Consider the following 13,654-nt stretch of genomic DNA (forward strand, 5'->3'; position numbering starts at 1 on the left):
GGTACGCTGGGTATCGGTAATCAGCGTTGAGCAGAAGGAGACAGCACATGTCCTTTAACGGACAGTCCGCCACCGGACCAGAAGAATCATCCGACGCCGCGGCGGCCCCTCGCGGAGAAGCCCCGCTGCGCAAGGCTGTGGTGGTCGGCGGGAACCGGATTCCGTTTGCCCGGACCGGCGGGGCGTACACCAAGTCCTCGAACCAGGACATGCTGACTGCAGCACTGGATGGCCTGATTGCCCGCTTCGGCCTTCAGGACGAACGGATCGGGGAGGTTGCCGCCGGCGCCGTGCTCAAGCACTCCCGCGACTTCAACCTCACCCGGGAGGCCGTGCTCGGCTCCGCCCTCTCCGCGGAGACCCCGGCGTATGACCTCCAGCAGGCGTGTGCCACCGGGCTGGAGACCGTCCTCGGCCTGTCCAACAAGATCAAGCTCGGACAAATCGACTCGGCCATCGCCGGCGGTGTCGACTCCGCCTCGGATGCACCGATCGCCGTCAGCGAGGGCCTGCGGGAGGTTCTGCTGGACCTCAACCGGGCCAGGACCCTGCCCCGGCGGCTGCAGGTCCTGAGCCGCCTTCGCCCCAAGGACCTCGCACCTGACGCTCCCAATACGGGGGAACCCCGGACGGGGCTTTCCATGGGTGAGCACCAGGCCCTCACCACGGCACAATGGAAGATCACGCGGGAAGCCCAGGACCAGCTGGCCTATAACAGCCACCGCAACCTGGCCGCTGCCTACGACTCCGGTTTCTTCGACGACCTGCTCACGCCGTACCGCGGGCTGACCCGGGACTCGAACCTCCGCGCCGACACCACCCTCGAAAAGCTGGCTACCCTCAAGCCCGTCTTCGGCACGAACCTTGGCGCCGAGGCAACCATGACAGCCGGCAACTCCACGCCGCTCACGGACGGTGCGTCCACCGTGCTGCTTGCCTCGGAGGAATGGGCAGACGCGCATGAACTTCCCAAGCTCGCAACGGTCGTCGACGGCGAGGCGGCAGCGGTCGACTTCGTCCACGGCAAGGACGGCCTCCTCATGGCGCCGGCATTCGCAGTACCTCGCCTGCTCGCCCGCAACGGCCTGACGCTTGGCGACATCGACTTCTTTGAGATCCACGAAGCATTTGCCGGCACCGTCCTCAGCACACTGGCCGCCTGGGAGGACGAGGAATTCGGCCGAACCCGCCTTGGCCTGGAGGGCGCGCTGGGCAGTGTGGACCGGTCGAAACTGAACGTCAACGGCTCATCGCTGGCAGCCGGGCACCCGTTTGCCGCCACCGGCGGGCGGATCGTGGCGTCGCTGGCCAAGATGCTCCACGAAAAGGGCCGGGTGGACGGCCGTCCGGCCCGTGGCCTGATTTCCATTTGCGCGGCCGGCGGCCAGGGCGTCGTCGCCATTCTTGAAGCACTTTAGGAGGCTGGCGTGACGGACAAATACACACAATTCGTAAGCCGCGGAATAGGCAAGGATGCAGCCAGGAAACTCGGCCTGCCGCAGCCGGTGGTGCTACGGCGGTACCAGCCGGGGCAGCCGCTGGTTCCAGGTCCCATCCTGGTCCAGGGATCCAGCGGAGGGGCTGACGAACTGGCCGCAGCCCTCCTGTCCGGGGACCTCGATGTCCGCCGGCACGCAGTACCCCGGGAGAAACTGGGTGCTATCATCCTGGTGCTGGACGACCTCGAGCGGCCGGAGGATCTGGAAAAGCCCGTCCTTTCAGCGGGAGCTTCCGTCCGGGACCTGGCACCCAACGCGCGCGTGGTGACGATCTCCCGGACCCCTGCGAGCGCTCCGGGACCGGCGTCTGCCGCGGCTCGCCAGGGAGTTGACGGACTGCTGCGTTCCCTCGCCAAGGAGTTGCGGGCCGGTGCCACGGCAAACGGCATCATGCTGGCAGACGGGGTAAGCGCCACCGCTCCCAGTGCCCTCGGGGCCCTGCGCTTCTTCCTATCCGGGAGATCGGCGTTTGTCGACGGCCAGTTCCTCACCGTTTCAACCCGGGAGGGACAGCTCCCCGCTGATCCCGACAAGCCGCTTGCCGGCAAAGTCGCCGTCGTAACCGGCGCCGCCCGGGGCATCGGCGCGGCGATTGCCCGGACCCTCCACCGCGACGGTGCCACCCTGGTCGTCGTCGATATTCCCGCAGCCGGAGACCATCTGGCAGCGGTCGCCAACGAGGTGCGCGGTACGGCACTCCAGCTGGACATCAGCCGGGAAGACGCCGGCCAGCGGATCATCGACCACGCGGCGGGCAGGCACGGACGCCTGGACATCGTGATCCACAACGCGGGAATCACCCGGGACAAGCTGCTGGCCAACATGGACCAGGGCCGCTGGAATTCCGTCGTTGCCGTGAACATCGCCGCCCAGCTTCGCATCAACGAGGCGCTCCTGGCCTCCGAACAGTTCCGGAACTCGCCGCGCATTGTCTCGGTTGCCTCCACCAGCGGCATAGCGGGCAACCGCGGTCAGACGAACTACGCGGCGTCCAAGGGCGGCGTGATGGGCATGGTGCGTGCCACGGCACCCCTTATGGCGGAGCGCCACGGAACCATCAACGCCGTGGCGCCGGGCTTCATCGAGACCGAGATGACCGCCCGGATCCCGTTTGCGACGCGTGAAATTGCCCGGCGCCTGAACTCCCTTCAGCAGGGGGGCCAGCCCGGAGATGTTGCGGAGGCCATCGCATTCCTCGCCAGCGACGCCGCGGGCGGCATCACGGGCGAGGTGCTGCGGGTGTGCGGCCAGAACCTGGTGGGCGCATGACCGGTGCCCAGCCCGTGATCCTCGGAGACATGCCGTCCTTGTCCAAGCTGTATGTGAATGCCGCGGCAACGGCGGCCCGTCGCCGCGTGCTGGGTACAGACGCGGGGATCTCGCTTCCGCCCTTCGGACACGAGGTCAGGGGAGTGCTGGCCCAGGTGGGAAACCTCACGGCCTACCAGCACCTGGTGGGGGAGACGGCAAGCGACGTCCTGCCCGCCGGATTCCTCCATGCCCTGGCTTTTCCCGTGTCAATGAGCGTGATGAACCGTGACGACTTCCCGTTGCCGTTGCTGGGTATGGTGCATCTGGCCAACACAGTGGAGCAGCATGGGCCCCTCCTGTTCACGGAGTCGCTGGACATCACGTCATGGGCCGAAAACCTCCGCGGGCACCGCGCCGGCACGCAGGTTGACGTCGTCGCGGAGGTCCGCCGCACGGAGCAATCCGGGGTCGTGTGGAAGGGTACCTCCACGTATCTGGCCAAGGGTGTATTCCTTCCCGGGATCGACAAACCTTCGGTCACCCCTGGTCCCACGACGTTCGCGGCGCCCGACCCCACGGCCCAATGGCAGTTGGGCGTTGACACCGGCAGGGCGTACGCGGCCGTGTCCGGCGACTTCAACCCCATCCACCTGAGTGTGCTCTCGGCCAAGGCGCTGGGCATGCGGCGCTCCATAGCGCACGGTATGTACCTCGCCTCACGGGCGCTGGCCGACGTCGGTGCCGTCAAGGGGGATTCGTTCCGCTGGGACGTTGCCTTTGAGGCACCGGTGTTCCTGCCCGCGCGTGTTGCCCTGGACATCAGCTCGGTCCATTCCGACGCCGGCGCCTGGCAGCTTTCCGACTACGTCGCGTGGAACCCCCGCTCCGGCCGGCGGCATTTCAGCGGCAGCGTAACGGCGCTTTAGCGCTGGCTCGCCAAAGAAGTAAATGACGACGCCGGAGCTCCCCGCCCAAGGGGGGTCCGGCGTCGTGGTTGTTTCTTTTAGCGCTGCTGGTCAGGGCTGTCCGGCCCTGACCACCCTGAGGATGCGGTGCAGGTTCAGCACAATTGATTCGGCGGCGCTGGGTGCGTCCGGGTTGACGTCGTCGGAGGCCATGCGCTCGGCCAGGGCGTCCACGGACGCCGTGGCCGCAGCAATCAGCTCCTCCTGCCGTTCCGGATGCTCGTCTTCCATGGACCGGAGGACCTCGCTGACGGCTGCCAGTGCATCGGCAAGCGGTTCGCTGTACGGAAGCGGGATGACGAAAGGAACGTCCTTGTCCCAGATGACATCGGAGAGCACTTCGGTCATGTCCTGGATATGGAACGTAACGCTTTCAAGGCCCCTGACATCTTTGTAGTCGCGGTCGAGGTCGTGCGGGTGGAGCTTGCGCCGCGGATTGACCTGCCTGCTGGCATCTGCCTTTTGGACGGCTGCCCTGACGGCACGGGCGGACTGGGCGAGCTCGTCCGAACGCGCAGCCCAGTCCTCGTGTTCGGGCGGCCACTTTTCCCGCAGGGCTTCGCCCATGTCCGAGAGCTGCTTGGCGAGCGCCCATCGGAGTTCGGCGAGGCTGAGCGCAGCGGCTTTGAAATGGAGGGGCGGGAACACCAGCATGTTGACGGCGATACCCACAACGACGCCCACACCCATTTGCAGGAGGTAGCCGAACGAGAAGTCGTCCGGGTTGTGTCCGCCCACCAGGAGCACCAGGAGCGCAGCCGTCGGAATCCAGTCGCGGCCGGCGCCAAGCCGCGGCAATCCCGCGAGCAGGACCCCCAAGGCCATGACGATGCCCACCGTCAACGGCGAGGGGTCGGTGACGCTGACCAGCAGGAACGCCAGGCCGATCCCGAGCCCGAGGCCCACAAGCGTCTGCACGCCCTGCTTTACGGATCCTGACACGTTCTCGTACATGGCCACAAGGGCACCCAGCGGGGCGTAGTACGGATACTGGGCAGCGGCGCCGGGCATCATGGGTGCAATAAGGAATGCCAGGCCCGCCGCGAGCCCTGCCTTGGCGGCCAGCTGCAGCCGGGGACCCGACAGTGCCACCGCGACGCTGTCCGTGACGGACTGCCGTATTTTGCCCACCCGCGACGGGGCGGCCTCGTCCTGCTGTTTTGTGTTTGCCATTTGGCCCAACCATAAAGGTGCATCGGGGATGCTACAAATGGACAAACCTACTCACGGGTAGGCGCCGGCCGCCCTTACCCGCCCGCCGGCGCAGGTCTCGCGCTGGAGGCCGCAGCCTGCCGCGCCGCCTGCGCCAGCCGGTGTGCGCGGCCCGGTGTCCTGCCTTCTTCCTGAGTTCCGGGAATGTAGCCGAAAGCCAGGTCATAGGCGGGGTCGGCAAAGCCCAGCGCGCCATTGGCACCTTCATGCCCGAACGCCCTGTGGCTGCCGAAGTTGCGGCTGGGGTGCGGCTTCATGAAAATCACCGCGAAGGCATTGTCCAGTCCTGAGCTCCGGTCCAGGCCCCATACCTGTTCCTCGGACATGATCCTGGCGGTCTCCGGTGCCAGGAAGGCGGGTTCCCCCTCAATGCCGGTTGTGGCGGCAGCGTAAACCCGGGCCAGGCCTTCGGCTGATCCCACGCCACCGGCGCTGCTCATGCCGAGTTCGCGGACGATCCTGTGATTGGGGAGCTCCATCACTGTGCTGACCGCAGCGTTGCCGTTGAGTCCCTCAAGGCCAAGCGGATCCAGCCAATCCTGCCGGGGATCGGCGGTGTACAGCACGTCCAGGTAGCGGGCCTCCTCCTCTTCCGGCAGCCCGAGGAAGAAGTCGACCCCGAATGGCAGCCTGATACGGGAAGTGTACAGCTCCTGCAGGGTCGTGCCGGCGACGCGGCGGCACAGCTCCTCCATGATGATGCCGATGGCCAAAGCGTGGTAGCCGAACGTGGCGCCGGGGCGCCACAGCGGTGCTGTTGCCGCAAGCTTCCGGGCAGCATCCGGCGTCGTGAATTCACTGAGAGCCAGTCCGCCCTCCACGCCCAGCAGCCCCGCCCGGTGGGAAAGCGCCTGGCGGACGGTGATGGCCTGTTTTCCGTGGGCAGCAAACTCCGGCCAGTAGTGGGCAACCGTGCGGTCCAGGTCCAGCAAGCCATCCTGGACCAGGAGCGCGATGACGAATGCTGCAACGCCTTTCGAACACGAGTAGGCGCCCGTGATCGAATCCGGAGCCAGGCGGGGCCCGCCGCTCAGCTGCAGCACTCTGGTGCCCGAATGGTAGACAGAGACCTGGGCGCTGTACTGCGGGTCATCAAGAAGGAACGATTCAAACAGGTCCCGGACCGCTCGGTATTCGGGCGCGGCAACGCCTGACGATAGTGGCATGGCACAAGACTAGCGGCGGGCCGGGACGGCTCCCGTCAGCGGGCGCCGTGTCCCGGGGCCACTTCCTCGCCGCTGCGGACGGGACCGGGAGGAGTGCCGTCTCCGAACGGGCGCCCTCCCAGTGCCTCACGCCCGTGCTCCGTCAGCCATCCGGCCAGGTCCGGGCCCTGCGGGACGATGCCGGTGGGATTGATGTCCTCGTGAACGATGTAGTAGTGCTGCTTGATTTGCACGAAATCGATCGTGTCACCGAATCCGGGCGTCTGGAACAGATCCCGGGCATAGCCCCACAGCGCCGGCATCTCGCTGAGCTTTTGGCGGTTGCACTTGAAGTGGCCGTGGTACACGGCGTCGAACCTGACCAGGGTGGTGAACAGCCGCACATCGGCCTCCGTGATGGTGTCGCCCACAAGGTACCGCTGGCCGGTGAGCCGCTCCTCCAGCCAGTCCAGGGCGGTCCAGAGCCGAGTGTAGGAAGCGTCATAGGCGTCCTGCGAACCGGCAAAGCCGCAGCGGTATACGCCGTTGTTGACCTCGGTAAACACTCTCTTGTTGACCTGGTCGATCTCCGCCCTGAGATGCGCGGGGTAGAGCTCGGGGGCGCCTGAGCGGTGGAACGCCGTCCACTCCGTGGAGAAGTCCAGCGTGATCTGCGGGAAATTGTTGGTGACCACCCCGCCTGACCGTTCGTCGACGATCGCGGGGACGGTGATTCCGCGCGGATAGTCGGGGAACCTTCGGAAATAGGCGTCCTGGATCCGTTCAATGCCCAGCACTGGATCGACACCGCCAGGGTCCAGATCGAAAGTCCAGGACCGTGCATCATGTGTGGGGCCCGGCTGCCCCAGTGATATGGCTTCCTCAAGCCCCAGCAGCCGGCGGACGATGACCGTCCTGTTCGCCCAGGGGCAGGCGCGGGCTGCGATGAGGCGGTAACGGCCGGCTTCCACCTGCCAGCCGGGTTCACCGTTCCGCCCCGGAGCGCCGTCGCTGGTGATCCGGTCCTCAATGTAGTTGGTGTCCCGGGTGAATTCCTCTCCTCCGGTGACGTAGGACCCCCTGGTGCTGAACCCGGGGTCGGATGAGTGATCGGAAGGACGGAACTCGGAGGTCATGGTCCCACCCTATTGGGTTGTGACCGCCAAAAGCACCCGGGCCATGGGTTGCCAGGCCACCCACCAGGCGCCGGCTACGACGCCCGCGAAGAGCAGGATCCACACAACGGAGGGCACCGACGTGGCCCGGTAGAGGAGATGCGCGTCGGACGTGGGCAGCCTGTCCCGGCGCCGCAGGTGGACCTTGGCGAGTTTGGCCAGGTCACGGACGGCGGCCACCAGCAATGCCAGGCCCAGCGCAATCACAACCTGGCCGGTGAACTCGGGCGGAACGAAAAGCACCAGGAGCGCGCACCCCAGGACGGCCGCTGCCGTGATGAGGAGCCCGATGGCGTTGCGGATGAACAGGAACGAGCCCAGCAGGGTCAGCGTGCCGACGGACATCGCCGCCGGTCCCCAGCCGTTGAAACCGGACCACACCATGACCGCCCCGACGACACCTGGCACGGGATAGCCCCAGAACGTGGACCACACGGCGGGAAGGCGTCCCCGGCTGTACGTGGTGGTCGTTCCGGAGTGGTCAAGGCTCAGCCTGATGCCGCCGAGGCGCTGCCCGGTGGTGAGGGCGGCGAACGCATGCCCGAGTTCGTGGGTGACGGTGGCCAGCAACCCGAAGTACCGCCACGAAGCCCGCGGCAAGGACAGTGCGGTGGCGAGCACGATGACAATCACGAGTTCCGTTGCCGTGACCTGGGGAGAGGGCGACAGCGAAAAACCGGAAACGATCCTGTCCCACAGCGAGCCGGCCACGTCCGTCACGGTCTGCCCCCGGACTTGCCGCCGGCATGATCGATGCAATACGGCGTCCAGGGGCGTGCTTCGAGCCGGCCTTCGGCAATAGGCTCGCCGCAGATTTCACAGAAACCGTAACTGCCGTCAGCGATCCGGCCGAGCGCCTTCTCGACCTGCGCGAGTGTGGCGCTGCTTTGCTGCATCAGGGCGGCAGCCTGAGAGAGCTCGAAGGCGATGGTGGAGCCTTCGGGATCGTGTTCGTCGTCGACGTTCGAATTTTGCCGCGCGGCGTTCGCGGAGGCGATGTCGGCGCGGAGTGCCGGCAGCAGCAGGGTTTTCCGGGCGCGCTCCGATTCCAGCAGGATCCTGAACCTCTCGACGTCGACCATAGAGTCCAAGGCTAGCGCGGTCCGGTGAGCGAGGCTAAAGCGCTTGGCGTAGTCGGGCCCAAAGACCCCTTGCCGCGGCACAGCGCCGCCGTAGAGTGAAAGTGCGCGAAGCCAGTCCATGTCCGGTGAGGGGCCGCCCGCCGGATGGCAGGCGCGCCTGAGACCGGGAGACACGATGAACGATCCGTCGATGAAAGACTCCGCAGCGGAAGCCGAAGCCTTGGCGGCGGTGGAGAGGCACCACGGCAGCATGCTGCGACGGCTCACGGCGCTGACAGACGCGCTGACGAGCGCCGTGGAGAACCACGACTCCGTATCCGAGCATGACGCGCACGAGGTCCTGCTGGAGTGGTGCGAAAACGAACTGGTGCCCCACGCCCTCGCCGAAGAAGGCCCGCTCTACAGCGGACCCAGGGAAACCGCGGAGGGAAGGTTGCTGGTTGAAGGCATGCTGGCCGAGCACCAGGTGATCGTGGCTCTCGTGGAGGAGTTCCGCGGGACCCGGGGTGTGGCCGCTGCTATAGCCGCCGGGGCCGTCCAACGCATCTTTGCCCTGCACCTGGACAAAGAGAACAGGCTTCTCATGCCGTTTGTGGTGTCACAGCCCGGGCTGTCACTGGCCGAAGCCGTTTCAGGGTTGCATGAACTTGTGGGTGAAGAGCACGGACACCCGCGGCGAAACGGGCACGGTTAGCGGGCCGTCCAATAGAGTAAGGCCATGGCGGACGGAACCGAACAAGACCACACAGGAATAGCCGACGACCTGCTCCGCAAACTTGCGGCAGTCCGCGGCGTGAGCACCTCCTTCCGCGGCTGGGACGGCGCGGAACACCCCGTCGCAGCGAAAACCCTGCACGGTGTTTTAACAGCGCTGGGGGACCGGACCGGAACAACGGACGAGATTCAAAGCACCCTGCGCGATGCGGAACTCGAGCCATGGCGCCGGCTTCTGCCGCCGTCGGTCGTTTCCAGGGAAGGGCGCGAAATAAACGTTGCCGTATACGTCCCGCACGGAACGCCTGTCAGCGTTTGGGCGGTGACTGAGGACGGAACGCGGGTGCAGGCCGAGCAGCGCGAAGACTGGGAAGAGCCGCGCGACGTGAACGGTGTCCTTAAAGGGCGCGCAGCATTCGCCCTCCCCGGCGATATGCCACTGGGCTGGCACACCCTGCATGCCGAAGCGGCCGGGGAAGAGGCGGAATGTGCCCTCATCATTACGCCTGAGCGGCTCGGGACCACCCGCCGCCTGGCATCCGAACGCCATTGGGGACTCACGGCCCAGCTGTATTCGGTCCGCTCTTCCCGATCATGGGGCATCGGTGACTTCGCCGACCTGGTGGACCTGGCCGCGATTGCAGGACAGGACGGCGCCGGTTTTGTCCTGGTGAATCCCCTGCACGCCGGTGAGCCCCGGCCCCCCATCGAAGATTCGCCCTATCTGCCCACCACCCGTCGCTTCTTCAATCCCCTCTACATCCGCGTCGAGGACGTGCCGGAGTACGCCTACCTGGACCCTGCGGCCAGGACGAGGATCGAAAACCACGCCTCGTCGCTCCACGCTGCCAATACGGCCGACGGCCTGCTCGACAGAAACGCCAGCTACAAGGCCAAACTCGAGTCACTGGAGCTCATCTTCACGGTCCGCCGCAGCCCCGCCCGGGAGCGCATGTTTAAAAATTTTTGCGCAGCGGAAGGCACGGGCCTGGACGACTTCGCCCTGTGGTGCACCCTTGCGGAGCGGCTTCCGCCCACGGCGCCTGAGTGGTCCGGAGAAGCGTCGTCCCCGGACACCCCGTATTGCGACACCGTGCGGGAAGACCACGCGGACCGGCTGGAGTTCTACCGCTGGATGCAGTGGATCTGCGACGATCAGCTGGCCACCGCACAGCGGACGGCCAAGGAGTGCGGGATGGCCATCGGGATCGTCCACGACCTGGCGGTGGGCGTCAAGACGTCCGGAGCCGACGCCTGGATGCTTCGCGGCGAACTGGCCCAGGGCGTTACCGTAGGGGCCCCGCCGGACGTCTTCAACCAGCAGGGGCAGAACTGGACCCAGCCGCCCTGGCACCCCGGCCGGCTTGCGGCCTCGGGCTACAAGCCCTACCGCGACATGCTCCGTACGGTACTCCGCCATGCAGGCGGCGTCCGCGTGGACCACATCCTGGGTCTTTTCCGGTTGTGGTGGATCCCGGAAGGCGCCGGACCGGACGAGGGCACGTATGTGTACTACGACCATGAAGCACTCATCGGCATCCTGGCCCTTGAGGCGCAGCGGGCGGGCGCGACGGTTGTCGGCGAGGACCTTGGCGTGTTCGAGCCATGGGTCCGCGACTACCTGGCGGAGCGGGGCATCCTGGGCACGTCCATCCTGTGGTTTGAACACAATGACGCAGGTCCGCTACCGCCCGAGGAATACCGCCAACAGTGCCTGACCAGCGTCAACACCCACGACCTGCCCCCGACGGCGGGGTATCTCGCCGGGGAGCACGTCACCCTCCGCGAATCGCTGGGACTCCTGCTGCGTCCCGTCGAGGAGGAAAGGGCGGAAGCTGCAGCCGAACAGGAATCCGTATTGGCCCTCCTCCGCGAACGGGGGCTGATCTCTGAACCGTCCGGAGGCATCCAAGGCACGGTGGAAGCCCTCTATGCCTTCACCGCCCTGACGCCGTCGGCCCTGCTGGGCGTGGCCCTCGTGGACGGCGTCGGGGAAACCCGTACGCAGAACCAACCCGGAACGGACGCGGAACACCCCAACTGGCGCATTCCCCTCGCCGGGCCTGACGGTCCAGTTCTCATTGAGGACCTGCCCCGGAACGGCCGGTTCAATTCGCTGGTGGGCGTCGTCCGGGAGGCGCTGAAACCGTCGGGCTGAAGGGTGACTGCTGACTTCAACGTTCGGGAACCGGCGGATGCCCCGGGTCAGAACCCGCGGGGCCGAGGATCCGCAGGGCCTCGTTGTGCGCTTCAAGCTCTTCGGGGGCCACGGTCCCCCCGCGCAGGAAGCCCGCATCGGAAATAACGCGGCGGAGCTCCGAAAGCGTTCGTGGCGTGGCCACGCCGAGGTGCGCCATGGCGTGGCAGTTCGCGCACAATGGAATCAGGTCCGTGACCGGATCGAGTCGATAATTGCTGACCAGAAGCGATGGCGGCACGGTGTGGTGGACGTCGATGAATTCCCCGCCGGCGTCCCCGTAGGCGATCTCGAAGGAGAAACCGCAGGCCGCACAACTGGTTCCGAAGTGTGCGATGCAGGCACGGCGCGCCTCCGGATCCCGTTCGTACCGGTTCGCTCCGACGGTGCTGACGGCCCACGCGGGGTACGTCCCGGGCGCCGGCAGTGTCGGTTCCGGAACCGGTGCGGGGCCTTCCAGGCGCCAGAGGTCACGGATCCGGGCTTCCGCGGGCGGATCCAGGACCTGGCCGTGGCGGATGTGGTTCCAGCCCACGTCCGGGAGCGCGTGCCCGAGGAGCTCCGGCCCCAGCTGGTCGCCGAGGGGCAGGAGGGAGTCGAAGGCCACGAGCAGTCGGGAGGATGCCGTGCCGGCAGCGGCGGTCGGCGGAACACTGCAGGGCTCCGCAGTGATCACCACGCCATGCCCCAGCAGGCCCGTCCCATGCTTTCCCCTCACCAGCAGCCATGCGTCCGAACCGGCGGCGGCACCGGCGGCGGGCCACTCGCAATGGAACCGTCCGGTTTCCTGTACTTGCCCGACGACGGCGGCATAGTTCCAGCCTTCCCGGCGGTCCGGGTTCCACAGCAGGAAGATGGCAGTCATGCGCCCTTGCTTTCAGGGAAGCCGCGGGCTTTATACGCCGGGGACACGGTGCTCCAGCACATAGTCTGCGATCGCCCTTGCGGAGGTCGCCGCAGGGGAGGGGGCATTGCGCAGCCGGGTTCCTGCCAGCTCCTGCCCGGTCACATCCATGCATGCCGCCGTAAAGGCGGTTCGGCTCCGCCGGGGCGTTGAACCAGTACTTGGTTGACACCGGTCAGGCCGTTCTCGAACCCGAGTGCGCTGGCGGCCATGTAAAGCCTCCAGATGCGCGCCCGCCCGGGGCTGCTGGCGCCGACAGCCGCCTCCCAGTGCTCCTCCAGGTTGTGAACCCAGGCGCGGAGGGTGAGTGCGTAGTGTCGCCGGAGCGCCTCGACGTCGAGCACTTCAAACCCGCCCGTCTCCAGCGCCCCGATCATGTCGGCGAGGCTGAGCATTTCGCCGTCGGGAAACACATAACGGGGTATGAACGAGTCCGGGTCCGGGCTTGTAGGGCCTGCATTCCACGAGATCGCATGGTTCAGCAGCCTGCCGCCGGGACGCAGCAGGCCATGGAGCCCGGAGACGTAGCGGGATATTTGCTCGCTGCCTACGTGCTCGGACATGCCGATCGAACTGATCGCATCGTATGGACCGTCGTCCACGTCGCGGTAGTCCTGTACGCGGATGTCGACGCGGTCGGTCAGGCCGGCGTCGGCTACACGCTTGCGGGCGAGCCCCGCCTGCTCGCTGGAAAGAGTGACGCCCACGACGTCGACGCCGAAACGCTGGGCAGCGTGGAGCGCGAAGCTGCCCCAGCCGCACCCGACGTCCAGTACCCGCATTCCCGGTTCCAGGCCCAGCTTGCGGCACACCAGGTCGATTTTGGCCTCCTGGGCAGCTTCCAAACTGTCCTGCCCGCCACGTTCGCCCGGCTGGTCAGTCCAGACAGCACAGGAGTAGACCATTGACGGGCCGAGGACCAGGGCATAGAAGTCATTGCCTACGTCGTAATGATGCGAGATCGCAGCGGCATCGCGGCTTTTAGAGTGGCGCCGGCCGTGTCGATGGATCCTGGCTTCCTCCGGTGGCGGAGCGGGATTCGGTCCGATCGCGCCGGTCCGGACTGCGGTCTTGAGGAGTGTCCACGCTTCCTTGGCCGACAGCGGGGGAAACGGCCCGGGTTCGGCGAACTTTCCGGCCGAGCTCAGTGCGGCGAAGCTGGCGAAAATGTCGCCGGGTGCGTCTATGTCCCCGGCTACATACGCCCGGCTGAGGCCCAGTTGTCCGGGGGACCACAGGATTCGGCGGAGGGCGCGCCGGGAACGGAACTCGAGCACCGGGGCGCCGTCCGGACCCGCCTCCGAACCGTCCCAGGCGCGCAAGCGTAACGGGATCCCTTCAGTGCCGAGGACTATGGCCAGCGCTTCGGCCAGCCGGGATGCCACACCTGTTGTCTTCGCCATGTGCACTGCCTCTCATTCCACAACGAAACTGCTGCCTGCCGGTCCTCATCTCCTAGCTGCGGAAGAGCTGCCTGCGCCCTGCCGCACCTGTAGTTGTTCAATCTATG

General features: G+C 66.6%; 12 protein-coding genes. 5 read left to right on the top strand and 7 right to left on the bottom strand.

The genetic code is table 11. The annotated features are described in order from the left end of the window. The first annotated feature begins 47 nt into the window (after positions 1–47). From Q8Z05_RS18670 to Q8Z05_RS18680, 3 genes are read left to right on the top strand one after another with little or no spacing between them, the layout of a single operon-like run. A complete protein-coding gene (locus tag Q8Z05_RS18670) occupies positions 48–1,418 on the top strand; it encodes an acetyl-CoA C-acetyltransferase (RefSeq protein ID WP_305941047.1) in 1,371 nt (456 codons plus the stop codon). Between the two features lie 9 nt (positions 1,419–1,427). Beyond that, positions 1,428–2,768 carry a 3-oxoacyl-ACP reductase gene (locus tag Q8Z05_RS18675; protein ID WP_305941048.1) on the top strand — a complete coding sequence of 447 codons (1,341 nt, stop codon included), beginning with the start codon at positions 1,428–1,430 and terminating at the stop codon, positions 2,766–2,768. Continuing rightward, positions 2,765–3,676 carry a MaoC family dehydratase gene (locus tag Q8Z05_RS18680; protein WP_305941049.1) on the top strand — a complete coding sequence of 304 codons (912 nt, stop codon included), beginning with the start codon at positions 2,765–2,767 and terminating at the stop codon, positions 3,674–3,676. Before Q8Z05_RS18675 ends, Q8Z05_RS18680 begins: the two co-directional genes overlap by 4 nt. A 90-nt stretch (positions 3,677–3,766) precedes the next feature. On the opposite strand, the gene Q8Z05_RS18685 is transcribed toward Q8Z05_RS18680, so the two are convergent. The 5 genes from Q8Z05_RS18685 to Q8Z05_RS18705 form a co-directional block, all read right to left on the bottom strand. Further along, complete coding sequence (locus Q8Z05_RS18685) at positions 3,767–4,888, bottom strand: FUSC family protein (RefSeq protein ID WP_305941050.1); 1,122 nt, start codon at positions 4,886–4,888, stop codon at positions 3,767–3,769. Positions 4,889–4,962: 74 nt separating this feature from the next. Next, positions 4,963–6,093 carry a serine hydrolase domain-containing protein gene (locus Q8Z05_RS18690; RefSeq protein WP_305941051.1) on the bottom strand — a complete coding sequence of 377 codons (1,131 nt, stop codon included), beginning with the start codon at positions 6,091–6,093 and terminating at the stop codon, positions 4,963–4,965. Between the two features lie 35 nt (positions 6,094–6,128). Beyond that, positions 6,129–7,208, bottom strand: a complete 1,080-nt coding sequence (locus Q8Z05_RS18695) for a glutathione S-transferase family protein (protein ID WP_305941052.1) — start codon at positions 7,206–7,208, stop codon at positions 6,129–6,131. A gap of 9 nt (positions 7,209–7,217) precedes the next feature. Further along, complete coding sequence (locus Q8Z05_RS18700; RefSeq protein ID WP_305941053.1) at positions 7,218–7,967, bottom strand: M50 family metallopeptidase; 750 nt, start codon at positions 7,965–7,967, stop codon at positions 7,218–7,220. Further along, positions 7,964–8,329: a TraR/DksA family transcriptional regulator gene (locus tag Q8Z05_RS18705; RefSeq protein WP_305941054.1), complete on the bottom strand. Its 366-nt coding sequence runs from the start codon at positions 8,327–8,329 to the stop codon at positions 7,964–7,966. Before Q8Z05_RS18705 ends, Q8Z05_RS18700 begins: the two co-directional genes overlap by 4 nt. Positions 8,330–8,519: 190 nt before the next feature. On the opposite strand from Q8Z05_RS18705, the gene Q8Z05_RS18710 reads away from it, so the two are divergent. Together Q8Z05_RS18710 and malQ are read left to right on the top strand one after the other, a co-directional pair. Beyond that, entirely contained in the window at positions 8,520–9,023 is a 504-nt protein-coding gene (locus Q8Z05_RS18710; RefSeq protein WP_305941055.1) for a hemerythrin domain-containing protein, read from the top strand. Between the two features lie 24 nt (positions 9,024–9,047). Next, a complete protein-coding gene (malQ, locus tag Q8Z05_RS18715; RefSeq protein WP_305941056.1) occupies positions 9,048–11,201 on the top strand; it encodes a 4-alpha-glucanotransferase in 2,154 nt (717 codons plus the stop codon). A 16-nt stretch (positions 11,202–11,217) separates the two neighbouring features. Here malQ and Q8Z05_RS18720 read toward each other — a convergent pair whose 3' ends face one another. After that, positions 11,218–12,105 (bottom strand): HNH endonuclease, encoded by an 888-nt coding sequence (locus Q8Z05_RS18720; protein WP_305941057.1) that lies wholly within the window; start codon positions 12,103–12,105, stop codon positions 11,218–11,220. Positions 12,106–12,245: 140 nt separating this feature from the next. Then, the gene (locus Q8Z05_RS18725; RefSeq protein ID WP_305941058.1) at positions 12,246–13,547 is read right to left on the bottom strand and encodes a class I SAM-dependent methyltransferase; all 1,302 of its coding nucleotides are present in this window, start codon (positions 13,545–13,547) and stop codon (positions 12,246–12,248) included. Positions 13,548–13,654: the final 107 nt, after the last annotated feature.

This window comes from Arthrobacter oryzae, assembly GCF_030718995.1.
Taxonomy (GTDB): domain Bacteria; phylum Actinomycetota; class Actinomycetes; order Actinomycetales; family Micrococcaceae; genus Arthrobacter; species Arthrobacter oryzae_C.

Bases quoted from the DNA above. Each gene is read 5' to 3' on its own strand.
- Q8Z05_RS18670 (WP_305941047.1), top strand. From the start codon at position 48: ATGTCCTTTAACGGACAGTCCGCCACCGGACCAGAAGAATCATCCGAC.
- Q8Z05_RS18695 (WP_305941052.1), bottom strand. From the start codon at position 7,208: ATGACCTCCGAGTTCCGTCCTTCCGATCACTCATCCGACCCCGGGTTC.
- Q8Z05_RS18725 (WP_305941058.1), bottom strand. From the start codon at position 13,547: ATGGCGAAGACAACAGGTGTGGCATCCCGGCTGGCCGAAGCGCTGGCC.
- Q8Z05_RS18705 (WP_305941054.1), bottom strand. From the start codon at position 8,329: ATGGTCGACGTCGAGAGGTTCAGGATCCTGCTGGAATCGGAGCGCGCC.
- Q8Z05_RS18685 (WP_305941050.1), bottom strand. From the start codon at position 4,888: ATGGCAAACACAAAACAGCAGGACGAGGCCGCCCCGTCGCGGGTGGGC.
- Q8Z05_RS18720 (WP_305941057.1), bottom strand. From the start codon at position 12,105: ATGACTGCCATCTTCCTGCTGTGGAACCCGGACCGCCGGGAAGGCTGG.
- Q8Z05_RS18680 (WP_305941049.1), top strand. From the start codon at position 2,765: ATGACCGGTGCCCAGCCCGTGATCCTCGGAGACATGCCGTCCTTGTCC.
- Q8Z05_RS18710 (WP_305941055.1), top strand. From the start codon at position 8,520: ATGAAAGACTCCGCAGCGGAAGCCGAAGCCTTGGCGGCGGTGGAGAGG.
- malQ (WP_305941056.1), top strand. From the start codon at position 9,048: ATGGCGGACGGAACCGAACAAGACCACACAGGAATAGCCGACGACCTG.
- Q8Z05_RS18690 (WP_305941051.1), bottom strand. From the start codon at position 6,093: ATGCCACTATCGTCAGGCGTTGCCGCGCCCGAATACCGAGCGGTCCGG.